The organism is Duganella sp. Leaf126, assembly GCF_001423125.1.
Lineage (GTDB): Bacteria > Pseudomonadota > Gammaproteobacteria > Burkholderiales > Burkholderiaceae_D > Rugamonas.
The window spans coordinates 674,928-700,386 of the sequence record NZ_LMNW01000001.1 but is presented as its reverse complement, the minus strand read 5'-3'; the positions used below and the strand labels follow the sequence as shown (position 1 = coordinate 700,386).

Annotated in this window: 25 protein-coding genes; 14 read left to right on the top strand and 11 right to left on the bottom strand. The window is 65.2% G+C overall.

Going from position 1 to position 25,459, the window contains the following annotated elements; genetic code table 11:
- Nucleotides 1–34: 34 nt before the first annotated feature.
- A complete protein-coding gene (locus tag ASF61_RS02970; RefSeq protein WP_056150926.1) occupies nucleotides 35–1,339 on the top strand; it encodes an amidohydrolase in 1,305 nt (434 codons plus the stop codon).
- 35 nt (nucleotides 1,340–1,374) lie between these two features.
- Here ASF61_RS02970 and ASF61_RS02965 read toward each other — a convergent pair whose 3' ends face one another.
- On the bottom strand, nucleotides 1,375–2,040 hold the full coding sequence (locus ASF61_RS02965) for a glycine zipper 2TM domain-containing protein (RefSeq protein WP_056150924.1): 666 nt from the start codon (nucleotides 2,038–2,040) through the stop codon (nucleotides 1,375–1,377).
- Between the two features lie 261 nt (nucleotides 2,041–2,301).
- Between ASF61_RS02965 and ychF the strand changes: the two genes are divergently transcribed.
- On the top strand, nucleotides 2,302–3,393 hold the full coding sequence (gene ychF, locus ASF61_RS02960; RefSeq protein WP_056150922.1) for a redox-regulated ATPase YchF: 1,092 nt from the start codon (nucleotides 2,302–2,304) through the stop codon (nucleotides 3,391–3,393).
- Between the two features lie 94 nt (nucleotides 3,394–3,487).
- On the opposite strand, the gene ASF61_RS02955 is transcribed toward ychF, so the two are convergent.
- The 4 genes from ASF61_RS02955 to ASF61_RS02940 all read right to left on the bottom strand — a co-directional run bounded on the left by ASF61_RS02955 (nucleotide 3,488) and on the right by ASF61_RS02940 (nucleotide 7,259).
- On the bottom strand, nucleotides 3,488–4,522 hold the full coding sequence (locus ASF61_RS02955; protein WP_229205682.1) for an alpha/beta hydrolase: 1,035 nt from the start codon (nucleotides 4,520–4,522) through the stop codon (nucleotides 3,488–3,490).
- 156 nt (nucleotides 4,523–4,678) lie between these two features.
- Nucleotides 4,679–5,059 (bottom strand): MerR family transcriptional regulator, encoded by a 381-nt coding sequence (locus ASF61_RS02950; RefSeq protein WP_056151259.1) that lies wholly within the window; start codon nucleotides 5,057–5,059, stop codon nucleotides 4,679–4,681.
- An 18-nt stretch (nucleotides 5,060–5,077) separates the two neighbouring features.
- Nucleotides 5,078–5,512, bottom strand: coding sequence for a carboxymuconolactone decarboxylase family protein (locus ASF61_RS02945; RefSeq protein WP_056151258.1), 435 nt, complete (start codon nucleotides 5,510–5,512; stop codon nucleotides 5,078–5,080).
- A 124-nt stretch (nucleotides 5,513–5,636) separates the two neighbouring features.
- Complete coding sequence (locus tag ASF61_RS02940; RefSeq protein WP_056150918.1) at nucleotides 5,637–7,259, bottom strand: ABC-F family ATP-binding cassette domain-containing protein; 1,623 nt, start codon at nucleotides 7,257–7,259, stop codon at nucleotides 5,637–5,639.
- 248 nt (nucleotides 7,260–7,507) lie between these two features.
- Between ASF61_RS02940 and ASF61_RS02935 the strand changes: the two genes are divergently transcribed.
- The 3 genes from ASF61_RS02935 to ASF61_RS02925 all read left to right on the top strand — a co-directional run bounded on the left by ASF61_RS02935 (nucleotide 7,508) and on the right by ASF61_RS02925 (nucleotide 11,638).
- Nucleotides 7,508–9,361 carry an NYN domain-containing protein gene (locus ASF61_RS02935; protein ID WP_056150915.1) on the top strand — a complete coding sequence of 618 codons (1,854 nt, stop codon included), beginning with the start codon at nucleotides 7,508–7,510 and terminating at the stop codon, nucleotides 9,359–9,361.
- Nucleotides 9,362–9,504: 143 nt separating this feature from the next.
- Nucleotides 9,505–10,362: an MOSC domain-containing protein gene (locus ASF61_RS02930; RefSeq protein ID WP_056150914.1), complete on the top strand. Its 858-nt coding sequence runs from the start codon at nucleotides 9,505–9,507 to the stop codon at nucleotides 10,360–10,362.
- A 91-nt stretch (nucleotides 10,363–10,453) separates the two neighbouring features.
- Nucleotides 10,454–11,638 (top strand): diguanylate cyclase, encoded by a 1,185-nt coding sequence (locus ASF61_RS02925; RefSeq protein WP_056150912.1) that lies wholly within the window; start codon nucleotides 10,454–10,456, stop codon nucleotides 11,636–11,638.
- A 10-nt stretch (nucleotides 11,639–11,648) separates the two neighbouring features.
- On the opposite strand, the gene bluB is transcribed toward ASF61_RS02925, so the two are convergent.
- Nucleotides 11,649–12,299 (bottom strand): 5,6-dimethylbenzimidazole synthase, encoded by a 651-nt coding sequence (gene bluB, locus ASF61_RS02920; RefSeq protein WP_056150910.1) that lies wholly within the window; start codon nucleotides 12,297–12,299, stop codon nucleotides 11,649–11,651.
- A gap of 32 nt (nucleotides 12,300–12,331) precedes the next feature.
- Nucleotides 12,332–14,314 carry a monovalent cation:proton antiporter family protein gene (locus tag ASF61_RS02915; RefSeq protein WP_056150909.1) on the bottom strand — a complete coding sequence of 661 codons (1,983 nt, stop codon included), beginning with the start codon at nucleotides 14,312–14,314 and terminating at the stop codon, nucleotides 12,332–12,334.
- Nucleotides 14,315–14,440: 126 nt separating this feature from the next.
- Here ASF61_RS02915 and ASF61_RS02910 point away from each other — a divergent pair, with 126 nt between their 5' ends.
- From ASF61_RS02910 to ASF61_RS02870, 9 genes are all read left to right on the top strand, one after another.
- Nucleotides 14,441–15,439 (top strand): SIS domain-containing protein, encoded by a 999-nt coding sequence (locus ASF61_RS02910; protein WP_082491165.1) that lies wholly within the window; start codon nucleotides 14,441–14,443, stop codon nucleotides 15,437–15,439.
- Nucleotides 15,439–15,969, top strand: coding sequence for an HAD family hydrolase (locus tag ASF61_RS02905; RefSeq protein ID WP_056150905.1), 531 nt, complete (start codon nucleotides 15,439–15,441; stop codon nucleotides 15,967–15,969). The genes ASF61_RS02910 and ASF61_RS02905 overlap by 1 nt, the downstream gene beginning before the upstream one ends.
- Nucleotides 15,970–15,984: 15 nt before the next feature.
- Entirely contained in the window at nucleotides 15,985–16,581 is a 597-nt protein-coding gene (gene lptC / locus ASF61_RS02900) for an LPS export ABC transporter periplasmic protein LptC (RefSeq protein ID WP_229205681.1), read from the top strand.
- 9 nt (nucleotides 16,582–16,590) lie between these two features.
- Nucleotides 16,591–17,193 carry a lipopolysaccharide transport periplasmic protein LptA gene (gene lptA, locus ASF61_RS02895; RefSeq protein WP_056150901.1) on the top strand — a complete coding sequence of 201 codons (603 nt, stop codon included), beginning with the start codon at nucleotides 16,591–16,593 and terminating at the stop codon, nucleotides 17,191–17,193.
- A 1-nt stretch (nucleotide 17,194) separates the two neighbouring features.
- Nucleotides 17,195–17,947 carry an LPS export ABC transporter ATP-binding protein gene (gene lptB / locus ASF61_RS02890; protein ID WP_056150900.1) on the top strand — a complete coding sequence of 251 codons (753 nt, stop codon included), beginning with the start codon at nucleotides 17,195–17,197 and terminating at the stop codon, nucleotides 17,945–17,947.
- Between the two features lie 10 nt (nucleotides 17,948–17,957).
- Nucleotides 17,958–19,442 (top strand): RNA polymerase factor sigma-54, encoded by a 1,485-nt coding sequence (locus ASF61_RS02885; RefSeq protein WP_056150898.1) that lies wholly within the window; start codon nucleotides 17,958–17,960, stop codon nucleotides 19,440–19,442.
- Nucleotides 19,443–19,516: 74 nt separating this feature from the next.
- On the top strand, nucleotides 19,517–19,876 hold the full coding sequence (gene hpf / locus ASF61_RS02880; protein ID WP_056150897.1) for a ribosome hibernation-promoting factor, HPF/YfiA family: 360 nt from the start codon (nucleotides 19,517–19,519) through the stop codon (nucleotides 19,874–19,876).
- Nucleotides 19,877–19,938: 62 nt separating this feature from the next.
- Nucleotides 19,939–20,904 carry an alginate lyase family protein gene (locus tag ASF61_RS02875; protein ID WP_056150895.1) on the top strand — a complete coding sequence of 322 codons (966 nt, stop codon included), beginning with the start codon at nucleotides 19,939–19,941 and terminating at the stop codon, nucleotides 20,902–20,904.
- Complete coding sequence (locus tag ASF61_RS02870; RefSeq protein WP_056150892.1) at nucleotides 20,901–22,004, top strand: enoyl-CoA hydratase/isomerase family protein; 1,104 nt, start codon at nucleotides 20,901–20,903, stop codon at nucleotides 22,002–22,004. The genes ASF61_RS02875 and ASF61_RS02870 overlap by 4 nt, the downstream gene beginning before the upstream one ends.
- A gap of 10 nt (nucleotides 22,005–22,014) precedes the next feature.
- Here the strand turns inward: ASF61_RS02870 and rapZ are convergent, their stop codons facing one another.
- The 4 genes from rapZ to queF all read right to left on the bottom strand — a co-directional run bounded on the left by rapZ (nucleotide 22,015) and on the right by queF (nucleotide 25,456).
- Nucleotides 22,015–22,875 (bottom strand): RNase adapter RapZ, encoded by an 861-nt coding sequence (rapZ, locus tag ASF61_RS02865; RefSeq protein WP_056150891.1) that lies wholly within the window; start codon nucleotides 22,873–22,875, stop codon nucleotides 22,015–22,017.
- Nucleotides 22,876–22,983: 108 nt separating this feature from the next.
- Nucleotides 22,984–23,919: an HPr(Ser) kinase/phosphatase gene (hprK, locus tag ASF61_RS02860; protein ID WP_056151256.1), complete on the bottom strand. Its 936-nt coding sequence runs from the start codon at nucleotides 23,917–23,919 to the stop codon at nucleotides 22,984–22,986.
- A 62-nt stretch (nucleotides 23,920–23,981) separates the two neighbouring features.
- Nucleotides 23,982–24,464 (bottom strand): PTS sugar transporter subunit IIA, encoded by a 483-nt coding sequence (locus ASF61_RS02855; protein WP_056146873.1) that lies wholly within the window; start codon nucleotides 24,462–24,464, stop codon nucleotides 23,982–23,984.
- Between the two features lie 158 nt (nucleotides 24,465–24,622).
- Nucleotides 24,623–25,456, bottom strand: coding sequence for an NADPH-dependent 7-cyano-7-deazaguanine reductase QueF (queF, locus tag ASF61_RS02850; protein WP_056150889.1), 834 nt, complete (start codon nucleotides 25,454–25,456; stop codon nucleotides 24,623–24,625).
- Nucleotides 25,457–25,459 lie beyond the last annotated feature (3 nt).

Genomic DNA, 25,459 nt, shown 5'->3' with positions numbered 1-25,459 from the left:
GCTGGAGAAATCTTTCTCCAGATAAGGACTACCGATGACGCGCCGCCCGCTTGCCGCCCTGTTCGCTTCTATGCTGACCCTGCCAGCCATGGCCCAGGACACCGGCGCGGTCGCTGCCGGCATTGATGCCATGTACCCGAAGCTCGAGGCCATCTACAAGGATCTGCACGCCCACCCCGAGCTGGCGTTCCAGGAAGTGCGCACGGCCGGCAAGCTCGCTGCCGAACTGCGCGCCATCGGTTTCCAGGTGACGGAACAAGTCGGCAAGACCGGCATCGTCGCCATTTACCGGAACGGTCCCGGCCCCACGGTGCTGGTGCGCACCGAGATGGACGGCTTGCCGATGGAAGAAAAATCGGGCGTCGCCTATGCTAGCAAGGCCCACGCCCAGCTCGACGGCAAGGACACCATGGTGGCCCACAGCTGCGGCCACGATGTCCACATGACGGCGTGGCTGGCCACGGCGCGCACGCTGGTGGCGCTCAAATCGCAATGGCGCGGGACGCTGATGTTCGTCGGCCAGCCGGCCGAAGAAATCGTTGCCGGCGCCAAGGCCATGATTGCGGACGGCCTGTTCACCCGCTTCGGCAAGCCCGATTACGCGTTCGCGCTGCATTCGTGGCCGCTGGCCTACGGCACCATCGGCTACAACAGCGGGCCGGTGTCGTCGAATTCGGACGCCATCGAGATCACCTTCAAGGGGCACGGCGGCCACGGTTCGGCGCCCGACAAGGCGGTCGATCCGGTGATGATCGCCGCCCGCTTCGTGGTCGATGTGCAGACCGTCGTCAGCCGCGAAAAAGATCCCAAGGAATTCGGCGTGGTCACCATCGGCGCCATCAACGGCGGCAGCGTGGGCAACATCATCCCCGACAGCGTCAAGGTGCGCGGCACCATCCGCAGCTACACGCCGCCAGTGCGCGCAAAGCTGCTGGCCGGCGTGCGCCGCACGGCGTTCGCCGCGGCAGCGATGGCCGATGCACCGGCGCCGGACGTGGAACTGATACCGGGCGGCGCAGCCATCATCAACGACGACAAACTGGTGACCCGTACCGAAGGTGTGCTGAAACAGGCGTTCGGCAACGACAAGGTGTCGCGCATGCCGGCCATGACGGCCAGCGAAGACTTCTCGCAGTTTGCCGACGCCGGCATCCCGGCCATGTTCTTCTTTACCGGCGTGTATGCGCCGGAAGCGGTGGCCGAAGCGGACAAGCCGGGCGGCAAGCCGATTGCGTTCAACCACTCGCCGTACTATGCGCCGGTGCCCGAGCCGTCGATCAAGACGGCGGCGCGGGCCATGACGCTGGCGGTGATGAATGTGATGCAGCCGGCCAAATAACGGCCGGCCAGTGGCCGACCGGGATCGGCTGGCGGTTAGCCGTCCGCGCGCAGCACGCCGTTGACGATGCGTACGCGGTCGCCCTGACGCCAGTTCGGCTGCTCGTTCTGGATCACGTTACGGACCGCGCCGTCTTCCATGCGCACGGCGATGGTGTAGGTACGGGTGCCGTTGACGCGGCCTTCGACCTGGTTGCCGGCCACTGCGCCGCCGATGGCGCCTGCCACCGTGGCCAGCTTGCGGCCATTGCCGCCGCCGACCTGGTTGCCGATCAAGCCGCCCAGCAGGGCGCCGCCGGCCGCACCGAGGCCGCTGCCTTCGGCACGCTGGTCGGCCGACGTGATCGATTCGATCACGCCGCAGCTGCTGCAGACCGCAGGGGCGGCCTTGACCGGCGTATGTTTGACCACGGCAGGTTTTTCACGAACCGGCTCACGGACCGGTTCACGCACCACTTCGCGCACGGGTTCACGTTCGCGCACCGGAGCGGCGACCGGGGCGGTCACCGGCGGCGCCGAGGCCACCTGCTGTTCGACCGCCGGCGGCACGTTGGCAGCCATCGGCACGTCGGCGTTCTTGCCGTTGGAAGAGGGCAACCAGCCCATCATGGCGGCCACGCCCACGCCACTGACAAGAATGACGGCGCCGGCGGCAGCCATCACCATCGGATGCAGCGACGATTTGGAAGTATTGTTGTTCATGATTTACCTTTCCTGAGTGATTGTCCAACATGCATACTTTACACACCCATAACGCGGTGGCGATAGATCGGTATGACCTCGATTTCGTATCAAATGTAAGCAATTGTTCCCGAAAGGCATGACTTCTACCGTGCGGCGGGTGCGGTTTTTTTGAACGCGGCAAGCGGGGGAGGTACAATAGACCCCTTGAACTTCAAAAACGCCGCTTCAGGCCGTTTTTCACCAGCCGCTTGCCGGCGCTATGATTATTAAAGGTTTTCCATGAGTCTCCAATGCGGCATCGTCGGCCTGCCTAACGTCGGCAAGTCCACCCTGTTCAACGCCCTGACCAAAGCGGGCATCCCGGCTGAAAACTATCCGTTCTGCACCATCGAGCCGAATGTCGGCGTGGTCGAAGTGCCGGATCCGCGCATGGCTGCCCTGGCCGACATCGTCAAGCCGGAACGCATGGTCAACGCCATCGTCGAGTTCGTCGACATCGCGGGCCTGGTGGCCGGCGCCTCGCAGGGCGAGGGCCTGGGCAACCAGTTCCTGTCGCACATCCGCGAGACCGACGCCATCGTCAACGTGGTGCGCTGCTTCGAGGATGACAACGTGATCCACGTGGCCGGCAAGGTCAGCCCGCTCGACGATATCGAAGTGATCCAGACCGAGCTGGCGCTGGCCGACCTGGGTACCGTGGAAAAAGCGATCCACCGCGAGAACAAGAAAGCGCGCTCGGGAGACAAGGACGCCGCCAAGCTGCTGGCCATCATGGAGCGCATCGTGCCGCACCTGAATGAAGCCAAGCCGGTGCGCGCCATGGGCCTGGACGCCGATGAAATGGCCCTGATCAAGCCGCTGTGCCTGATCACCGCCAAGCCGGCCATGTACGTGGCCAACGTCTCCGACAGCGGCTTCACCGACAACCCGCTGCTCGACCAGCTGACCGCCTACGCCAAGACCCAGAACGCCCCGATCGTTGCCATCTGCGCCTCGATCGAAGCCGAGATCGCCGACCTCGACGACGCCGACAAGGCCGAATTCCTGGCCGACATGGGCATGGAAGAACCCGGCCTCGACCGCCTGATCCGCGCCGCCTACAACCTGCTGGGCCTGCAAACCTACTTCACCGCCGGCGTCAAGGAAGTGCGCGCCTGGACCATCCGCATCGGCGACACGGCCCCGCAGGCTGCCGGCGTGATCCACACCGACTTCGAACGCGGCTTCATCCGCGCCCAGACCATCGCCTACGACGACTACATCCAGTACAAGGGCGAAGCGGCCGCCAAGGAAGCGGGCAAGATGCGCGCCGAGGGCAAGGAATACGTGGTCAAGGATGGCGATGTGCTGAACTTCCTGTTCAACGTTTGACACGCACCAGCAATTCGCGGCAATTCGCGCCAGCGCGGACATGCCGCAAAGCCCCGCACATGGAACGATGTGCGGGGCTTATTACTTGATCAGCTTACTTTTTAAACGCCTTGCTCAGGGCGTCAGCTGCGAATTTTTCCGCATCCTTTGCTTTTGGAACCACGGCGCCCATCCCGAAAAACTCGTGCGTGACACCGTTGTACAGTTTGTAATCGACCTTCACGCCAGCTTTTTTCAAGGCGTCCGCGTAGGCTTTACCTTCGGACATCAAGGGGTCGATTTCCGCTGCGACGATGGTCGCTGCCGGCAAACCTTTCAGGTCGGCGTGCTTCAGTGGTAGTGCCATCGGGCTGCTCGGGTCTGCAGCATAGTGCTTGAAGAACCACTCCATCATCGGCTTGTTAAGCGGCTTTGCCGCAGCGTTTTGCACGTAGGAAGGGCGGGACATGTCGTTATCAACGACCGGGTAAACCAACAGCTGGTGTACCGGCATCGTCGCCTTCTTGTCGCGCGCCATGATCGAGACGACGGTTGCAAGATTGCCGCCGGCGCTCTCGCCGCCCACGGCGACACGCGATGGGTCGCCGTTGAATTCCTTGGCGTGTTCCAACGTCCACAGATACGCAGCGTAGGCATCATTCGGGGCTACCGGAAACTTGTTCTCAGGCGCGCGGTGGTAATCGGCCGAGACGATGATGGCTTTCGCCATCTTGGCCAGCGCGCGGGGCGAGGCGTCGTAGACCGCCGTATCGGCAATCACGAAGCCGCCGCCGTGGTAGTACACCATGACCGGGAACGGACCCTTGCCTTCCGGCGTGTAGATGTGTACCGGGAAATCGCCGGCCGGCCCCTTCACCATCATGTCCTTGACCGATACGCCTGCTTCGGGCGCGGTGCTCTTGCCCATGTCGGTCAGAACTTTTTTTACGGCGTCGGATGGCGTTGGTTGCTTGCGCGCTTCCTCGGGCGTGAGGGTTTCGATCGGCTTGCCACCCAGCGATGCCAAGGCGTCGAGCACTTTTTGCATGTGTGCGTCGGCTTTGGGCGGCACGGTAGATGGCGCTGCGTAAGCCGCTGCGCAGAGGGCAGCGCCCAGCGCAAGAGCCGTAATATTGAAAATTCTAGTCATGTCGAAATCCCGGAGAAGGCGGGAAACTGCAGAATGCGGTTTCATCAGCGCAGGACCACCATAACGTTTGTACTTAACGAGGTATGTACGAGCTCCAACACAAATGATCAGCTTGCTATCAACGTGGCGTGGAGCGTACGCCTGGCGTCGCTGGCGTCAGCGGGGTAGCGCGCCGCGCTCCAGTGCCCGGTAGTAGCCGATCTTTTGCTCCAGCGCCTGCACCGACTGCTGCATCGCTGCGATTTGCGCGAGCACGTCCTGCAAATGCGTTTCCAGCAGCTGGCGCCGGTCGGCCACCGTGGCGTCGCCGGCGGCGCGCAGGCTGGCAAACGCCTGCATCTGCCTGACCGGCATGCCGGTGGTGCGCAGGCGCAGCAGGAAGTCGATCCAGGCCAGGTCGGCCTGCGCATAGCGGCGCTGGCCGCCGCCGGCACGGCTGACCGGGGCGATCAGTCCGATCCGTTCGTAATAGCGCAGCGTGTGCGCCGTCAGGCCGGTGCGCCTGGCAACTTCGTCGATGCTGAGGTGGGACGTCATGGGATTGCGCAAGCCTGCTCAGGGATGGACGGCGATTGTAACCCCGCGCCGCTCGAACACTTCGCGTGCGGCGCTGATGCCGTTCAGGGCGCTGGGAAAACCCGCGTACACGGCCATCTGGATGATGACCTCGACGATCTGCTCCGGCGTGCAGCCGACGTTGAGCGCGCCCTCGATATGGACCTTGAGCTGCGGCTGAGCATTGCCCAGCGCGGTCAGGGCGGCAATCGTGGTCAGCTCGCGCGTCGGCAGCGACAGCGCGGGACGCGAGAACACGTCGCCATAGGCGAAATCGACGATCCAGTGGCCAAGCTCCGGCGACAGGTCGCGCAGCGCATCGACCACGCTTTGGCCCGCGCTGCCGGTGATGGCGGCCAGCGTGTCTTCGCCGCGCCTGCGGCGTTCGTCCGCTCGGCCTTGCTCGATGGCGCCGGCGGCGGTCGTGGAAATCATGCTGGACCGCAGCAGCGGCTTGGGAAACAGCTCATGTAATCGTGTCATCGGTATGCTCCTGTATGGTCGATGAGGAAACCCTCAATGACAGGCTAATGCTTCGAGCGCACTCGAAGTCAAGCACTCACCATGGATCGAGCTGCCATCCCTGTTCCGTGGCCGAGAGCTTGTCCGTCAACCCCAGGCTGTGCAGGAAGACATCGTCGTGCGAGACCACCAGCAATGCCCCCCGGTAGTTGCGCAACGTGATTTCCAGCGCCTGCAGCGAGGGCAGGTCGAGATGATTGCCCGGCTCGTCGAGCAGCAGCAGTGGTGCCGGCGGATCGGCGTACAGCACGCAGGCCAGCGCTGCTTTCAGGCGCTCGCCACCGCTGAGCGCGCCGCTAGGCGCGACGATCTTGGGTGCGTCCAGTCCCAGCTGGGACAGCCAGGTGCGCAGTGTGGCTTCCTTGACGCTGCGGTTGGCTGCCAGCAGTTGCGCGAGCACGGTGCGCGCCGGATCGAGATCGACCAGATGCTGGTCGAGATAGACGCAACCATCGACCACCTGGCAACGTCCGGCCAGCGGTGCGAGACGACCGGCCAGCACTTGCAGCAAGGTCGACTTGCCGCAGCCGTTGGGACCGATCACGCCCACGCGCTGCTGCGCGGTCAAGCTCAGGCCGATAGATCGGGTGGCTGCAGGCACGAACGGCAACTCGACCCCGTCGAGTTCCACCACGCGCCGGTGGGCGCTGCCCAGCGTCGGCAAGGTGTGCAGCACGATCCCCGCATCGTCCTGGACCTGCTGCGCAGCAGCGCCTACCCGTGCGGACAAGCGTTCGCGCGTGGCATCCTGCTGCTGGCGCAGCTTGCCGGCCGAGCTTTCGCTGCGCTGCTTCTGTTGTCCGAGCAGGATCTTGGCCTGGTTGGCGTCCCGGCCCTGGCGGGCGCCGTGTGCCTGGCGCTGGTGCTGGCGTTCGCGCTGGGTGCGCATTGCTTGTTCCGCGCGGTGGCGCTCGAGCTTGCGTAAGTCGAGCTGGTCCAGCGCGTTTTGCCGCTGGTGCGCGCGGGCGGCGGCATAAAAACTGTAATTGCCACCATGGCTGACCAAGCCCTGCGGCGATAGCTCGATGATGGACTCCATAATTTCCAGCAATTGACGGTCGTGGCTGACCACCAGCAGACCACGCTGCCAGCGCTGCAATTGTGCGGTCAGGGCTTGGCGCTGGTGGCGGTCGAGATGGTTGCTCGGTTCGTCGAGGATCAGGAAATCGGCGCCGGACAGCATGGCGCCCGCCAAGGCCACGCGCATCGCTTCGCCACCGCTCAGAACGCTGGCCGGCGTCTGCGCGTTATGGCGGCCCAGGCCAATCCTGTCGAGTTCCTGTTGCAGCTGCTGCGGCAAGTCCCAGCGCGCATCGACCAGGTCGAAGTCCTCGATGGCGACGCTGCCGGCGGCGATGCGGGTCAATGCATCGAATGCGGGACGCATGCCGGCCAGATCGGCGATGGTGGCGCCGGGTGCAGGCGTTACCTGCTGGGCCAGGTAATACACAGCGCCATGGCGTATGCACCGACCGGAAGATGGCGCCAGCTGGCCGGCCAGGATGCGGGCAAGCACAGTCTTGCCGACGCCATTGCGCCCGACCAGGCCGGTAGGCCGCTGGTTGAATTGTTCATGCAAGTCGGAAAAGAGGACACTGCCGTCGGGCAGGCTGTAAGACACGCCATCGAGCGTGATGGATGGGGGCGAACATTGCGTCATGCGTTACTCCAATAGATGCCAGAAACTCCCCTTGGGATGGGAAGAAGTGGAGGCTGGCCGTCAGGAAGACGGCGGCATCAATGGCGCATCGGACGAATACCTCGTAACTGGGGGAGAGCGGCCATTATAGATCAGTCCATGGATGAGTACATGGAGGCACGACGTTGTTCGGTATAATCGCCCCATTAGCCGACCGCCGGACCACGCGTTTGTTCCCCCGCACCCCTCTTCACTAGAAAATATTCCTCATGGCATCTTCCAACGATAACGTCAGCATGGCGCTGTTCTGCGATTTCGAAAACGTCGCGCTCGGTGTGCGCGACGCCAATTACGACAAGTTCGACATCAAACCGGTGCTCGAACGTCTGCTGCTCAAGGGCAGCATCGTGGTCAAGAAAGCGTATTGCGACTGGGATCGCTACAAGGGCTTCAAGGCGCCGATGCACGAAGCGAACTTCGAGCTGATCGAAATCCCGCACGTGCGCCAGTCCGGCAAGAATTCGGCCGACATCCGCATGGTGGTCGACGCGCTCGACCTGTGCTACACCAAGTCGCACGTGGACACCTTCGTCATCATCTCGGGCGACTCCGATTTTTCGCCGCTGGTGTCCAAGCTGCGCGAGAACGCCAAGAAAGTGATCGGCGTCGGCGTCAAGCAATCGACGTCCGACCTGCTGGTGGCCAATTGCGACGAATTCATCTTCTACGACGACCTGGTGCGCGAGAGCCGCCGTGCGCGCCGCGATGCCGGCGAAGCCAAGCAGGCCGTCAAGCGGTCGCCGGAAGAGGAAAACGCGCGCCGCGCCGAAATGGAACGGCGCCGCGACGAGGCCGTGGAAATCGCCGCCAACACCTTCGAGGCGCTGGTGCTCGAGCGCGGCGACAGCGGCAAGATCTGGGCCTCGGTCCTGAAGGAAGCGATCAAGCGCCGCAAGCCGGACTTCAGCGAGTCGTACTACGGCTTCCGCACTTTCGGCAACCTGATCGAGGAATGCAAGGCGCGTGGCCTGCTGGAATTCGGCCGCGACGAGAAATCGGGCGCCTACGTCTACCGCAGCAGCGGTGCGCAGCATGGCGCGGCGCCCGCGCTCGATGGCCAGGCCGTCCAGCAGAGCGACAAGGGGGGCAGCCAGGAGCAGGGGGCCGAGTCGCGCCGCAGCCGCAATCGGGGCCGCACCGCTGCCGAGCGGTTCGCCGAGCGCCAGGCCGAGCGCCAGAACCGCCAGGGCCGTGCGGCCCAGGCTGGCAATGATGACGCCAGCACGGCAGCGGACATCGTCCCCGACGCGCCGCTGGCGGAACTGGTCGATGCCGCGCAGGCCGCCGAGCATGCCGGCGCCGCCGCTGCTGCCGCCGCCGATACGCAACACCACGGCCGCGACGGCAACCGCCAGCGCAACAACCGCGGCGGCCGCGACCGCAGCGACCGCCAGGAACGGCACGACCGCAACGACGGCGGCCAGCGCACCGGGACGGACCAGCAGCATGCGACAGCCGATGCGGCAGCAGCCGACACTGCGGTAGCCGACACTGCCGCCGCAGCTGCTACCGAAGTCAGCAGCGCAATCGCGACCATGCCGGTCGTGCCGGAAGTGGCGGTCGGCAGTGGCGACGCTGCGGTGCCGACGCCCGTCAAAAAGAAAAACGGCGCCAAGCCGCCGGCACGCAAGGTAAAAGCCGCCGCCAAGGCGCCGGCAGCCCGGGCCGTAGCGGCAGAGGCTGCAGCGCCGGCGCCCGATGGCGCAGCGGTCACGCTGCCAGCGGCCACTGCCGTCGCCACGCCGGCCGCACCGGCAGCGGTGGTCAGCACTGCAGCAGGGGTTGTCGAGGGGGCCAATGCCGTCAGCGACGCCGGTACGGTCAGTGCAGCGGATGCAGCCAGCGCGGCGCCCGCCAAAGCAGGCCGTCCGGCCCGGCCGAAGGCCAAGCCCAAGGCCAAGTCTGGCGCCGAGCGTGCGCCGGTCGCTCCGGCGGCTGCCGACGCCGCTTCCGTGCCACCGGCAGGCGCGCCAGCGGATGCTGCCCCGGCCGCCAAGGCGTCCAGGCAAGCGCGCGCACCGCGTGCGCCCAAGGCCGCCAAGACCCCGGCAGCAGAAGAGTAAGCCGTGCAGGGCGCTCATGCGCCCCGCACTGACTGCCCGGACCGTCGCAACGGTCGCAACCATCGCAACCATCGCGCGCCAGCGTTGCCGGCTGTTGCAAGATGGCGATCCGATTCACCGCACGCCGTCTTGCTGCCTGTGCCATGCCCACCCTGTCCGACCTCATCCTTTATCCGATCAAATCCTGCGCCGGCCTGTCGCTGTCGCAGGCAGTGCTGACCACGGCCGGACTCTCCACTGCCGACGGCCAGCTGGGCGACCGCGAGTGGATGGTGGTCGATGCCAATGGCGGCTACATGACGCAGCGCGATGTTCCGCGCATGGCGCTGATCACGCCCAGCCTGCAGGCGCAGACGCTGACGCTGACCTGCCCCGGCATGCCGGCGCTGACCCTGGCGCTGGCGCGGCCCGATCCCGCAGCGGCCGCCACGCGGCGCGTGCAGATCTGGGACGACAGCCTGCGCGCCATCGACTGCGGCGATGCTGCCGCAGCCTGGTTCGGCGCAGCGCTGGGTGTGGCGTGCCGCCTGGTGCGTTTCCACGGCGGCGCGGTGCGCGCGGTGAGCCGGAAATGGACCGGTGACGTCGCTGCCACCACCTTGTTCTCCGACGGTTTTCCGATCCTGGTGATCGGCCGGGCGTCGCTGGACGACCTCAACGACAAGCTGCGCCGCGCCGGCCGCGCTGCCTTGCCGATGAACCGTTTCCGTCCCAACCTGGTCATCGACGGTATCGACGCGTTCGAGGAAGACTATGCCGATACGCTGGACCTTGGCGGCGTGCGCGTCAAACCGGTCAAGCCGTGTCCGCGCTGCCCGATGCCCTCGATCGACCAGGCCAGCGCCGAGTTCGGCCCGGACCCGCTCGACATCTTGCAGGCCTACCGCGTCAACCCCGCGCTCGACGGTGCGATCTGCTTCGGCATGAACGCCATCGTTACCGCCGGCAGCGGCGCACTGGTGCAGGTGGGCCAGGAAATCGCGCTGACGCTGGCGTTTTAACGCACTTCTGGCCGTCGGGGCATTCCCAAGCGGCACAACTTGGCGTAATGTTATGCAGGACAGACTTCGGGTGAAGAGCAAGGAAATATTGATGACGCAGACTGCAACAGGCAAGTTGGCGCCCAACACGGATCAGGCAGCAGGCGTCGACGCGGCGGTGGACAAGCTGACCGCCGAAAACCAGGCGCTGCGTGCCCGCATGGCCTATCTGCTGGAGCAGGCCGAGCGCAACCACTCGATCATGACGCGCCACCAGGCGTTCGACCTGAACATCGTCAGCGCCGGCAATTTCCCCGAGCTGGTAGGCACCATCCTGAGCGTGCTGCCGGTGATCTCGGAGCTCGATGCGGTCACCCTGACCCTGCTCGACGAGGGCGCCGACATCCGCACCGTCATGCTCAAGCTCGACGTCGTGTTCGAAGATTTCCCCGACCTGCTCTTCGTCGAAGAGATCGAGGCGCTCGGCTTCGACCTGTCCGCGCACGCGGTGGCCTCGGCGCCGCCCAAGCCGCTGCTGGGCATGTTCGACGGCCAGCGCCACCGTGCCGCCTTCCCCCGGGCGCCGACCGGGCTGCAAAGCGTGGCGCTGGTGCCGCTCTTGCGCAACAAGCGCATGATCGGCAGCCTCAACCTGGCCAGCCGCGATCCCACCCGGTTTACGCCCAGCCTGGGCACCGATTTCGTCGAGCACATGGGATCGATCGTCGCGATCTGCCTGGAAAACGTGATCAGTAACGAAATGCTCAAGTACATCGGGCTGACCGATTCGCTGACCGGCGTCTACAACCGCCGCTATATCGACCGCCGCCTGCTCGAAGAAATCGCCCGCGCTAAGCGCCAGTCGTACCCGATTTCGTTCATGTACATCGACGTCGACCATTTCAAGCGCGTCAACGACACGGTGGGCCACGGCGGCGGCGACGAAGTGCTGCGCGAAGTGGCCTCGCGCATCAAGAACGAACTGCGCGCGTCCGATGCGCTGGCGCGCTTCGGCGGCGAGGAATTCGTGGTGCTGCTGATCGACGCCCCGCTCGACAGCGCCGCCTTCGTTGCCGAGCGCATCCGCGCCAGCGTGGCCGGCGCCATGATCGCCCTCACGCCCGAGCTGCAACTGTCGGTGACGGTGTCGATCGGCGTGGCGGCGCTGCATCCGGGCGACATCGAAGGTGACCCGGCCGCCATCGCGCGCGCCTGGGTGGCCGCTGCCGACCTGCGCCTGTACGCGGCCAAGGAGGCCGGCCGCAACCGCGTGGTCAGCAGCGGGCCGGCCGGCTAGTCACGCGCCGCTAGGCGCCGCGCTTGTCCCAGCCATCGACCGTCACCAGGTCCGCCAGCGTGCGGCGGGTGTCCCAGCCCTCCATTTCCAGCATCGGCCGCGGATAGAACTGTTCCACGTGTCCCAGGCACAGCACGGCGACCGGCCGTGCGCCGGCGGGCATGGCCAGCAGGCGCGCCAGCTGGTCCGGGTCGAACAGCGACACCCAGCCCATGCCCAGGCCTTCGGCGCGCGCGGCCAGCCACATGTTCTGGATCGCGCAGGCGACCGACGCCAGGTCCATTTCCGGCAGCGTGCGGCGCCCGAACACGTGCGCGTCGCGGCCGTCGGCCAGGGCCACCACGAACAGCGCGCCGCATTCGCGGATGCCTTCCACCTTCAGGCGCATGAATTCGGCGCCGCGCTGGCCCAGCGCCTCCGCCGTCCTGACGCGCTCGGCCTCCACCAGCGCCACCAGTGCGCTGCGCAGTGCCGGGCTGGCGATGCGGATAAAGCGCCACGGCTGCATGTAGCCGACGCTGGGCGCATGGTGCGCGGCCTGCAGCAGGCGCGCGAGCACGGTCTCGTCCACGTCGCCGGGAATGAAATGGCGCACGTCGCGCCGCTCGGCGATGACGCGGTAGACGGTGTCGATCTGTTCTGCGGTAAACGTTGCGGACATGGCGGTCTTGTTGATGGGAAAAAGGGGCCGGATCAGCGCAGCAGCAGGTGCTCGGCGCGCGCCACGGCGTCGGCTGCGCCGCGCACCACCACCACGTCGCCGGCGGCCAGCACGGTGTCGGGCGTGACCTCGATCACCTGCTTGCCGCGGCGGATGCTGGCGACGACGGCGCCGCTGTCGGCCAGCAGGCACTGGCCCAGCGGCTTGCCCACGCACGGCGTGTGGTCGGCCAGCGTGACCGGATGCAGGCGGTCGAGGTCGGCATCCTCGCCGACGTCGGAAAAACCGTGGAAGAAGCCGCGCAGCGAGGCATAACGGGCTTCGCGCGCAGCCTGCACCCGGTGCACGACCTTGCGCAGCGGTACGCCCAGCATCACCAGCGTGTGCGAGGCCAGCATCAGGCTGCCTTCCATGATTTCGGGCACCACTTCGGCCGCGCCGGCAGCCTTCAAGGCATCGAGGTCGGTGTCGTCGTGCGAGCGCACCAGCACCGGCAAGGTGGGCGCCAGCAGGTGGACCTGGTGCAGCACTTTCAGCGCCGACGGCGTGCTGGCGTAGGTGATCACCACCGCGCTGGCGCGGTAGATGCCGGCGGCGACCAGGCTTTCGCGGCGGGCGGCGTCGCCGTACGACACCTGCAAACCGGCAGCCTGCGCCACCTGCACCCGTTCCGGATCGAGGTCGAGCGCGTGGTAGTCGATTTTTTCTTCGGACAGCAGGGTGGCCAGGCTCTGGCCGCTCCGGCCGAAGCCGGCCAAAATGACGTGCTTGTTGGTGGCCATGGTGCGGCTGGCGATCTTGGTCAGCGCCAGCGACTGCATCATCCAGTCGTTGCTGGCCAGCTTCATGACGATCTGGTCCGACTTGGCGATGATCAGCGGTGCCGCCAGCATCGACAGCACCATCGACGCCAGCACGACCTGGGTGATGAACGGGTCGATCAGCCGGTTGTCGCTGGCCAGGTTGAGCAGCACGAAACCGAACTCGCCGGCCTGCGCCAGCGCCAGGCCGGTGCGGATCGAGACCCCATCGGACGAGCCGAACAGCTTGGCCAGCGCCGCGATCAGCGCGAACTTCACCAGCACCGGGCCGATCAGCAACACCAGCACCAGCCACCAGTTATCGAGCACCATGCGCACATTGAGCAGCATGCCCACCGTGATGAAGAACAGCCCCAGCAGCACATCGCGGAACGGCTTGATGTCTTCCTCGACCTGGTGCTTGTACTCGGTTTCCGAGATCAGCATCCCGGCCACGAAGGCGCCCAGCGCCAGCGACAGGCCGGCCTGCTCGGTGATCCAGGCCGCGCCCAGCGTCACCAGCAGCAGGTTGAGCATGAACAGCTCCTGCGAGCGGCGCTTGACGACAATGGTGAACCAGCTACGCATGAGCCGGTGGCCGACGAACAGCAGCAGGGTCAGCACGATCACCGCTTTCAGGCCAGCCCAGGCCAGGGTTTCGGCCAGCGCGTCGGGACGCTGGCCCAGCGATGGAATCAGGATCAGCAGCGGCACCACGGCCAGGTCCTGGAACAGCAGGATGCCGATGATCTTGCGGCCATGTTCGCTGTCGAGTTCGAGCCGCTCGGTCAGCATCTTGACCACGATGGCGGTGGACGACATGGCCAGTGCACCGCCCAGCGCAAACGCGCCCTGCCAGCTGATGTGCAGGTGGGCCGGCAACTGGGTGGCAATGAGCCAGCCGAACAGCACGGTGGCGATGATGGTGACTGCCACCTGGGCCAGGCCCAGGCCGAACACGATGGCGCGCATGGCCAGCAGCTTGGGCAGCGAGAATTCGAGACCGATCGAGAACATCAGGAACACCACGCCGAACTCGGCCAGGCCGTGGGTGGCCTCGCTTTCCTGGGCCCAGCCCAGCGCGTGGGGGCCGATCAGGATGCCGACCGCCAGGTAGCCGAGCATGGGCGGCAGGTGCAGCATGCGGAACGCCACCACGCCCAGCACGGCGCTGCCTAATAACACCAGGGTCAGTTCGAGCGGGGAAAACGTCATGCTGTCGCGGCCGTCAGATGTTGATTCCGTGGTGTCGCCCCACGCGGGCACAATGTTTCGACTGGCAAGTTTTTTGCTTTCTTAATTCGGCTATACTTGGGTATGAGTGTAACCCATGAAAAAACAATGCTGAAAGCTTTTGATGCAACAATGGCCGCGCACGCGCTGCAGCTGGCCCGTGAAACCTTGCAGAACGAGGCTGCCGCCATTACTGCTCTCGAGCAACGTCTGGATGCCGACGACAGCGTCGCGGACGCGATCGCGCTGCTGCTGCATTGCCAGGGCAGGGTGGTGGTGTCCGGCATCGGCAAGTCCGGCCATATCGCCCGCAAGATGGCGGCCACGTTTGCCTCGACCGGCACGCCGGCGCTGTTCGTTCATCCGGCCGAGGCTGCCCATGGCGACCTGGGCATGGTCACCGCCGACGATGCGTTCATCGCCATCTCGTACTCGGGCGAAAGCAGCGAGCTGATGACCATTTTGCCGGTCGTCAAGCGCATGGGCAGCAAGGTCATCGCCATCACCGGCAAGCCCGGCTCCAGCCTGGCTAATATTGCCGACGTGCACCTGAACGTCGCTGTGGCCAAGGAAGCGTGTCCGATGAACCTGGCGCCCACCACGTCCACCACCGTCACGCTGGCGCTGGGCGACGCGCTGGCCGTGGCGCTGCTCGACCTGCGCGGTTTCCGGGAAGAAGATTTTGCCCGCTCGCATCCCGGTGGCGCACTGGGCCGGCGCCTGCTCACCCACGTACGCGACGTCATGCGCAGCGGCGCCGACGTGCCGCGCGTGCCGGCCGACGTCAAGCTGACCGATGCGCTGCTGGAAATCACCCAGAAGGGCATGGGCATGACCGCCGTGGTCGATGCCGACGACAAGCCGATCGGCGTATTTACCGATGGCGACCTGCGCCGCATGATCGAAAAAGTCCAGGACTTCACCCAGGTCGTGATCCGCGACGTGATGCACCCTAACCCGCGCAGCATCGCCCCGGAAAAGCTGGCGGTGGACGCGGTGGCCGTCATGGAGCAGTTCCGCATCAACCAGATGCTGGTGACCGACGCCGACGGCAAACTGGTCGGTGCGCTGCACATCCACGACCTCACCCGCGCCAAGGTGATCTGATGCCCGGCCCGACCCCGCTCGAACGCGCTGCGCGCGTCAAACTGGTGATCTTCGATGTCGACGGCGTGCTGACCGACGGCAGCCTGCACTATGGCGCGGACGGCGAAGCGCTGAAGACCTTCAATGTGCACGACGGCCTGGGCATCAAGCTGCTGCAGGAGTCCGGCGTGCAGACCGCCATCATCAGCGCGCGCATCTCGCCGCAGGTGAGCCGGCGCGCGGCCGATCTCGGCATCAGCCATGTGCACCAGGGAGGCCATGACAAGCTCACGCCATTCAACGCGCTGCTGGAAAAGACCGGCCTGACGGCCGAGCAGGTCGGCTTCATCGGCGACGACGTGGTCGATCTGCCCATCCTCTCGCGCGTCGGCTTCGCGGTGGCGGTGCCGAACGGCCGGCCCGAAGTGCTGGCGCGCGCCCACCACGTCACCACCGCCCATGGCGGCCGTGGCGCCGTGCGCGAGCTGTGCGAACTGCTGCTGCAGGCGCAGAGCACCCACGCGGCCGTCATGGCGCAGTTCATGGTGTAAGGAAAGGAATAGGCCATGTTGCGTAAAAGAACAGCTCACCGTTGGCCGCTCACCTGGATGATCGTGATCGGCGTATTCGTGGTGGTCGGCACCGGCTGGATGGTGCAGCTGATTAACGAATCGAACCAGGACACGGCGCAGGACAAGTTCCGCAACGAGCCGGACTACATCATCGACCGGTTCAGCGTGGTGCGCATGACCAAGGATGGCAAGCCGGCCTACATCATCTCCGGCGACAAGCTGACCCACCTGCCGGCCGAGGATGCCTCCGACATCGTCAAGCCCTACATCAACACCCTGGCGGCCGACCACCCGCCGATGACGGTGCGCGGCGACACCGCGCGCGTGGACCGCGACAATTCGCGTGTCAAGTTCAATGGCAACGTCAGCGTGGTGCGGCCGGCCGAAGGCAAAAGTCAGGCCATGAGCCTGACGGCGCCGACGCTGACCGTGTTCCCGGACGAACAACGGATGGAAACCGATGCGCCGGTCGAACTGCACCTGGGCCAGACCGTGGCCACCGGTGTCGGCATGACGGCCAATAATGCAACGCTGCAAACCCAGTTGGGCGGGCGCGGCAAGATCACCGTGCCGCCCCGTGCGGCACGCTAAAGGAAGACTATGAACGTATTGACCAGACAATCCCTGTGGTCGGCAGCACTGCTGCTGGCAGCATTGACGGTACCGGCGCACGCCGAAAAGGCCGATTCCAACAAGCCGATCGAAGTCTCGTTCGACCAGGCCGACTCCGACGACGTCAAGCAGATCAAGACCTTTACCGGCAACGTCATCCTGACGCGCGGCACCATCCGCATGACTTCGCCCAAGGCGGTGGTCACGCAAGACCCCGAGGGCTACCAGTTCGTCGTGCTGACCGGCACGGCCGGCGCACAGGCCACGTTCCGCCAGAAGCTCGACGGCGAGACCGACAAGTGGGTGGAAGGCCAGGCCGACCGCATCGAGTACGACGACAAGACCGAGCTGGTCAAGCTGATTTCCAAGGGCCGCATCAAGCAGCTCGAGTCGGGCAAAGTGAGCAGCCAGGTCGACGGCGAGTTCATCTCGTACGACAGCCGCCGCGAAGTGTTCGCGGTCAAGAACAGCAGCAGCGGCGAGAGCAAGCCCGGCGCCGGGCGTGGCACCATGGTGATTCAGCCGTCGTCCAAGCGCCCGCCGATCGCGCCGGCGCAGCCGGTCCCAGCCACCCAGCCTGCGGGGAAATGACATGGAAGCGAGTTGCGGTAACACCCTGATCGTGCGCGGCCTGCAGAAAAGCTATGGCAAGCGCCAGGTCGTGCACGACGTCTCGCTGCAGGTCGAATGCGGCGAAGTGGTCGGCCTGCTCGGCCCCAACGGCGCCGGCAAGACCACGTCGTTCTACATGATCGTCGGCCTGGTGCCGTCCGACGCCGGCACCATCGACATCAGCGGCGTCGATATCTCGTCGCTGCCGATCCACCGCCGCGCCTCGCTCGGCCTGTCGTACCTGCCGCAGGAAGCGTCGGTGTTCCGCAAGCTGACGGTGGAAGAAAATATTCGTGCTGTCCTCGAAATCCAGAAAGTAGACAGCAAGCCTTTATCCAAGGCTGACATCAAGGAACGGCTCGATACCCTCTTGGCCGATTTGCAAATCGAGAAGCTGCGCGACAACCCCGCGCTGTCGCTGTCCGGCGGTGAGCGCCGCCGGGTGGAGATCGCCCGGGCGCTGGCCACCAATCCGCGCTTCGTGCTGCTCGATGAACCATTCGCCGGGGTCGACCCGATTGCCGTGATCGAGATCCAGCGCATCGTGCGCTTTCTCAAGGACCGGCAGATCGGCGTCCTCATTACCGACCACAATGTACGCGAGACGCTGGGCATCTGCGACCGCGCCTACATCATCAACCAGGGCTCGGTGCTGGCATCGGGCCGGCCGGACGACATCATTGCCGACGAATCGGTGCGCCGCGTCTACCTGGGTGAACACTTCCGGATGTAATCGATACGCCATGAAACAGTCGTTGCAACTGCGGACTTCGCAGCATCTCGCGCTGACGCCCCAACTGCAGCAATCGATCCGCTTGCTGCAGCTCTCCACGCTGGAACTGCACCAGGAACTCGAACAACTCCTCACCGACAATCCGCTGCTCGAACGGCTCGACGATCCGCTCGACCACTCGCTGCGCCTGCTGTCCGACGGCGCCATCAGCCAGCCTGCGCCGTCCGGCGACGCGCCGGCCGAATCGGGGCCGCAGGAAGCGGCGCCGGCCGGCGACGCCGATCCCTACGACGGCCCGGCCGCCGATACCGAAAGCACCACGCCCGAAGCGGACGTCGACTGGAGCGACGCCGGCCGCAGCAAGGCGCCCGACGACGAGGACGCGCGTCCGCAGATCGAAGCCCACCACTGCACGCTGCGCGAGCACCTGATGGAGCAGATGCGGGTGACCGTGCTGGAGCTGCGCGACCGCGCGCTGGTCGAGCTGATCATCGACGCGCTCGACGAAAACGGCTACCTCGAAGAAGGACTCGACGAGATTCATGCGCGCCTGCCGGCCGAGCTGGATGTCGATCCGGACGAGCTGCAGACGGCGTTGTCGCTGCTGCAAAGTTTCGATCCGCCCGGCGTCGGTGCGCGCAGTGCGGCCGAGTGCCTGGCGCTGCAGATCAAGCGCCTGCCCGGCGTGGCGCTGGTCACGCGGCGCATGGCCGTGACCATCGTCGACAAGCACCTGGCGTGGTTTGCCCAGCGTGATTTCAACAAGCTGAAAAAAGCCCTGCTGTGCGACGACGAAGACCTGCGCGAAGCGCAGGCCGTGATCCGCCAGTGCAATCCGCACCCGGGGGCGGCCTTCGCGTCCGACATCTCGGACTACGTGGTGCCGGACGTGATCGTGAAAAAATCGCGCACCGGCTGGCAGGTCAGCCTGAACAACGACGTCATGCCACGCCTGCGCGTGAACGCCATGTACGCCAATCTGCTCAAGCAAAAAAAGGGGGAGGCAGGCGAGGGCGCGATGGGCGCGCAGCTGCAGGAAGCGAAGTGGCTGATCAAGAATATGCGCCAGCGTTTCGACACCATTTTGCGCGTGGCGCAGGCGATAGTAGAACGACAAAAGAACTTTTTCTCGCACGGCGCGGTCGCCATGCGTCCCCTTGTGCTTCGCGAAATTGCTGATACACTGGGACTACACGAGAGCACGATTTCTCGGGTGACAACGCAAAAATACATGCTGACCCCGCACGGCATGTTTGAGCTGAAATATTTTTTTGGTAGCCATGTCGCCACCGACGCGGGGGGCGAAGCCAGTTCGACGGCGATACGGGCATTGATCGTGCAATTGACAGGAGCTGAAGACCCTAAACATCCTTTATCCGACAGTAAAATTGCGGACATGCTGGGAGAACAGGGCATGGTGATTGCGCGACGCACTGTTGCCAAATATCGCGAAGCCCTGAAAATCCCTCCCGTCAGTCTCCGCAAGTCTTTGTAGGCACTGGTTCCTGCATGCCCGGCGCCAATGGGCGATGCACTAACCGTTAGCGACATTTATCTTTAGGAGTGTGTATGAATCTCACCATCAGTGGACATCATCTCGAAGTCACCGCCGCCATTCGTGAATACGTACAAAGCAAGCTCGAACGCGTGACACGGCACTTCGATCAAGTCATCGATATTGCTGTCATTCTGACCGTAGATAACCTTAAAGAGAAAACCAAGCGCCAAAAGGCTGAAATCAATCTGCGCCTGTCCGGTAAAACGGTCTACGTGGAAAGCCTGTCGCAAGACCTGTATGCTGCGATCGACACCCTGATCGACAAGCTCGATCGCCAGGTCATGAAGTACAAAGGCAAAGTGCAACAGCACGGCCACGATGCGATCAAGCATCTCCCGGAAAACTTCGAATCCGCTGCTGCCGCCACCTGATCCCGGCGCGGCACCACCAACCAAGGGCGCATCTCGGCGCCCTTTCTTGTTTGCGGGATTCCATGAAAATTGTTTATCTGGTTTATACCGTTCTCTGTTTCCTCACCGTCCCGGCGCTTGCTGCGACCTGCGAGCCGGCGCCGGCTGCCGTCATCGATATCGACGCCAACAGTTATTACACCGACACTAACCACTCCGTGATCGACCCGGCGCGGCGCGCCCAGAACCTTGCCAGTACCGAGCCGGTCGAGCAATTCCTGGCCGGCGTGGCGCGCAGCGCCAGCCGCTACCAGGCCAGCGGCAGGGCGCCGGACGCCGCCTGCGCGCTGACCTGGCTGGAAGGCTGGGCTGGCCAGCGCGCCATGCTGGGCAAGATGTCGAGCGAACAGGCTTATTTTGTGCGCAAGTGGACGCTGGCCGGACTGGCGCTCAGCTACGCGCGCGTGCAGGCCGCCGCCACGCCGGCGCAGAAAACGGCGATCGCGGCGTGGCTCGCCACGCTGGCCGAGGCCACGCTGGTGCACGCCGACACCCGCAAGGGCAAGCGCAACAATCATTATTACTGGGAAGGTCTGGCCGTGACGGCCGTGGGCGCGGTCACGCACAAGGAGCGCTTCCTGGCCTGGGGCCGCCGCGTGTTCGACCATGCGATGGCCCAGGTGGCGCCCGACGGATCGCTGCCCGAAGAGATGGCGCGCGGCGTCAAGGCGCTGCATTACCACGCGTTCGCCGCCGCGCCGCTGACCATGATCGCCTCCATCCTCGACCTGCGCGCACCGGCGCTGGACCGGCTGGTGCAGTTCACGCTCGCTGCCGTGCGCGATCCGTCGGCCCTCGTGCGTGCTACCGGTGTGCCCCAGGAACCGGTCGACGATCTGCCGTTTGCCGTGATCTATGCCCGGCACATGGGGCAGCCGGCATCGCTGCGCGCGCGGTTCCAGGCACGCCTGGGCGGCGACCTGGCCTTGCCCAATCCGCTCGAACACTGGCCGGCATCCGCGCAAACCAACCTCACAGGAACACCATGAGCGAGCACGTACTGACCCACCTGGGCCGGGGTATCGGCTGGATTACCCTCGATCGCCCCCGCGCCCTCAATTCGCTGTCGCTCGACATGGTGCGCGCGATCACGCACACGCTGCTGGCGTGGCGCGACGACGCTGCCGTCCAGGCGGTGGTCGTGCGCAGCAGCAGCGACAAGGCGTTCTGCGCCGGCGGCGACATCCGTTTCTTCCACGACCTGGGCCGCGCCACGCCGCAGCAGGGCAGCGCGCTGGTCGAGGATTTCTTCACCGAAGAATATGCGCTCAACCACCTGGTCCATCACTACCCGAAGCCGTACATCGCGTTGATGGACGGCGTGGTGATGGGCGGCGGCATGGGCGTGGCGCAGGCCGGGCCGCACAGCCGGGTGCGCATCGTGACCGAGCGCACGCGGATGGCCATGCCGGAAACGAATATCGGCCTGTTCCCCGACATCGGCGCCAGCTACTTCTTGCCGCGCCTGCCCGGCAACCTCGGGCTGTATCTCGGCATCACCGGCGCCACCATCGGCGCTGCCGATGCGCTGTATGCGGGCCTGGCCGACCACTACGTGCCGGTCGCGCAGCTGACGGCCCTGCAGGCGCTGCTGGAAACGGCCGACGGCGCCAGCCTGCCGGCAGCGATTGCAGCGTTTGCCGCGCAGACCGCCGCCGGCGCGCCTGTGGCGCCAGGCACGCTCGAACGCGAGCGCGCCGCCATCGATCACCATTTCGGCGCCGGCACGGTACCGGCCATCGTGGCCTCGCTGCAGGCCGACGGCTGCGCATTTGCCCAGGACACGCTGGCGATGATGGCTACCCGCTCGCCGCTGATGATGTGCGTATCACATGCCCTGCAGGCGCGCGGTGCGGCCATGAGTATGGCCGACTGCCTGCGCATGGAACGCGCGGCCGTGCGCCGCACGCTGGAAAACGGTCAGGTGATCGAAGGCATCCGCGCGCTGGTGATCGACAAGGACCACGCGCCGCAATGGGCGCCGCCCGCGCTGAGCGACGTGACCGAGGCCATGGTCACGCAGATCTTGTCGCCGGTGTGGCCGGACCACGCCCATCCGCTGCGCCATTTGTCCGGCGCTGCATCATGATCTGTGATGCTTACTGCTCGCGATGCCGGATCACCACGCGCTCGCTGGCGTGGAAGTAGGCCGCCAGTTTCTCGGCGATGTACACGGAGCGGTGCTGGCCGCCCGTGCAGCCGAGCGCCACGGTGAGGTAGCTGCGGTTGTCGGTCTTGAACGAGGGCAGCCATTTTTCCACGAAGGCGCGGATGTCTTCGAGCATCTCGCGCGCGCTGGGCTGGGCATCGAGGAACTCGATGACCGGGGCGTCGCGCCCCGTCAGCGGGCGCAGCGACAGGTCGTAGTACGGGTTCGGCAGCGCCCGCACGTCGAACACGAAATCGGCGTCCATCGGCACGCCGAGCTTGAAGGCGAACGATTCGAAGAACAGCGTCAGCGGTGCATGTTCGAGTTCGACCAGGTCCTTGACCCACGCCCGCAGCTTGTTGGCGCTGAGCTCCGACGTATCGACCACGTGGCCCAGTTGCTCGATGGCCGAGAGCCGCTCGCGTTCTTCGAGGATGCATTCGATCAGCGTGCGGCGCGCGGCCGGGTTCTGGCCGGGGCGCAGCTCGTGCGACAGCGGATGGCTGCGCCGGGTTTCCGAAAAACGCGCCACCAGCGAGTGGGTATTGGCGGTCAGGAACATCACGCGCACATCGTGTCCCGCTTCGCGCAGGTGGGCGACGTCGCTGGGCAGGCTGGTCAGCGACTCGGCGCTGCGGGCGTCGACCGCCACCGCCACCGCGCGCAGGCCTTCGCCGACCAGCGTCGAGACCAGGTGCGGCAGCAGGGCAGGGGGCAGGTTGTCCACGCAGTAGTAGCCGAGGTCTTCCAGCACATTCAGGGCCACCGATTTGCCGGAACCGGAAATCCCGGTAATCAGGACGATACGCATTTCAATCTCCGCTCATGGCCAGACGTTGGTGAAGCAGGGAATCCGCAGCGCATGGCGCTGCGCCTGCGTAACGGTTGCGCCCTGCATGGCGCGACTGCTTGGCAACATTCAATCTCCGCTCATGGCCAGACGTTGCCGTTCCATGAATTCCTGCAGCGTGTCGATTCCGCGCAGTTGCAAGATCGTGTTGCGCACCGCCGCTTCGAGCAGCACAGCGATGTTGCGGCCGGCTGCCACGGGAATGACGACCTTGCGGATCGGCAGGCCCAGCACGTCTTCGGTCGGGAACTGGAACGGCAGCCGTTCGACTTCCTCTTCCTGGCCGCCGCGCTTGACCAGGTGCACGATCAGCTTCAGCCGCATCTTGCGCCGCACGGCCGTCTCGCCGAAGATGGCCTTGATGTCGAGCAGGCCCAGGCCGCGTACTTCGAGCAGATTCTGCAGCAGGGCCGGGCAGCGGCCCTCGATCATATTGGGGGCGATGCGCGAAAATTCCACGGCGTCGTCGGCCACCAGGCCGTGCGAGCGCGAAATCAGTTCCAGGCCCAGTTCGCTCTTGCCGAGGCCCGAGTCGCCGGTGATCAGCACGCCCACGCCCAGCACGTCCATGAACACGCCGTGCATGATGATGCGCTGGGCCAGCTTCTTGGACAGGTACACGCGCAGGAAGTCGATCACCTGCGCGGCCGGCAGCGGCGTGGAAAACAGCGGGATATTCTTTTCGTCGCACACGGCCAGGATGTCGGGCGGCGTTTCCAGCCCCTGCGCGACGATCAGCGCCGGCGGACTGCCGGCGATCAGCTCGCCGATCAGGTGGGCGCGCGTGAGCGACTTCAGGCGCTGGTAATAATTGATTTCCTGGTGGCCGAACACCTGGATGCGGCCCGGGTGGATGGTGTTCAGGTGACCGACCTGGTCGGCTGCCGAGGCGACGTCGCCGGAAATCAGGCGCTCGCCGCCGGGGAAGCCGGCAAACCAGCCCAGCTGCAAACTTTCGCGATTGTCGTCGTACAGGCGTTGTATCGTCAGCGGGGTCTGCAGCATGGGCATCGGGGTCCGAATCGTGAAGAGTAGAGCCTAGTGTACTGCAAGTTGCTGGCGACGGATCAGCCCGCCGCTTGCAGGCTCGGCAGCCAGTTGATGATGCGCGAGTGCACCGATTTCGGATCGGGATCCTCGGTCAGCGCGGTGCGGAAGGCGTCGTCGGAAAACATTTCCGCGATCTCGGACAGGATTTCCAGGTGTTGCTGGGTCACGTGATCGGGAATGAGCAGGAAGAACAGCAGGTTGACCGGTTTGCCGTCGGGCGACTCGAACGGAATCGGCTCGGACAGGCGCACGAAGGCGGCCAGCGGCGACTTCAGGCTTTTCATGCCCTTGATGCGGCCGTGCGGCACGGCCACGCCGTGGCCGAGACCGGTGGAACCGAGCCGCTCGCGCGCGAACAGGTTGTCCGACACGGTCGAGCGGGCGATGCCGCAGTTGTTTTCGAAAATCAGGCCGGCTTGCTCGAACGCGCGCTTTTTGCTCGACACTTCGAGGTCCAGCAACACGTTTTCGAGGGAGAGAATTTTGCTCAGGTTGTTCATATGACGACAATAGTGTTGCGACGCACGGCCCGAATTATAGGCTTGTTTAAGCACCGTGTAACTCGAAATCGCACGCGGCCGCGTTGCATTTCGGTCAACGGACCGAAACCCCGGGCCGCGCCCCCATCATACGCCTGATTGCCGGGCCAAACGGCTTCTTATTGCCGCGCGCCGCGCAGGTTGGGCGGCTGGCGGCCGGTGCTGAAATTGCTGCGCCACGGATTGATGTCGAGGCCGCCGCGCCGGGTGTAGCGGGCATACACGGCCAGCTGCTGGGGCGCGCACTGGCGCAGGATGTCGACAAAGATGCGCTCGACGCACTGCTCGTGGAATTCGTTGTGTTCGCGGAAGCCCACCAGGTATCTGAGCAGGCTTTCCTGGTCGATCTGCGGGCCGCTGTAGTGGATTTGCACGCTGGCCCAGTCCGGCTGTCCGGTGACCAGGCAGTTCGACTTGAGCAGGTGCGACACCAGCTGTTCCTCGACCGGTTCTTCGTCCAGCGCTGCCTTGAGCAGTTCCGGCGCCGGGCGGTAATCGTCGATCTCGATATCGAGCCGGTCCAGCAGCAGGCCGTCGAGCTCGCCCATGGCGATGGCGCCGAAGCCGTCGGGCTGGGTCAGCACCAGGTGGACGCTGGCGCCCACGGCTGCCGACAGGTCTTGCTGCAGCAGTGCGCGCAGCGCCTCCACGCTGTCGAGGCGGGTCTGGTTGAACGAGTTCAGGTACAGCTTGAACGATTTCGATTCGATAATGTTGGGCGAGTCGGCCGGCACTGTGACGCGGGCGATCGCCACCTGCGGCTTGCCCCGGTGGTTGAGCCAGGAAATTTCATAGGCATTCCAGATATCGACCCCGAAAAACGGCAGCGTGCCGGACAGGCCCAGCTCGTCGCGCTTGCCCTGGCGCGGAATCGGGAACAGCAGCTCCGGCGCGTAATCGGTGCGGTAGGCGGAGGTCTTGCCCAGCGGGGACAGGTCGGCGGTGTTGGTCATGGC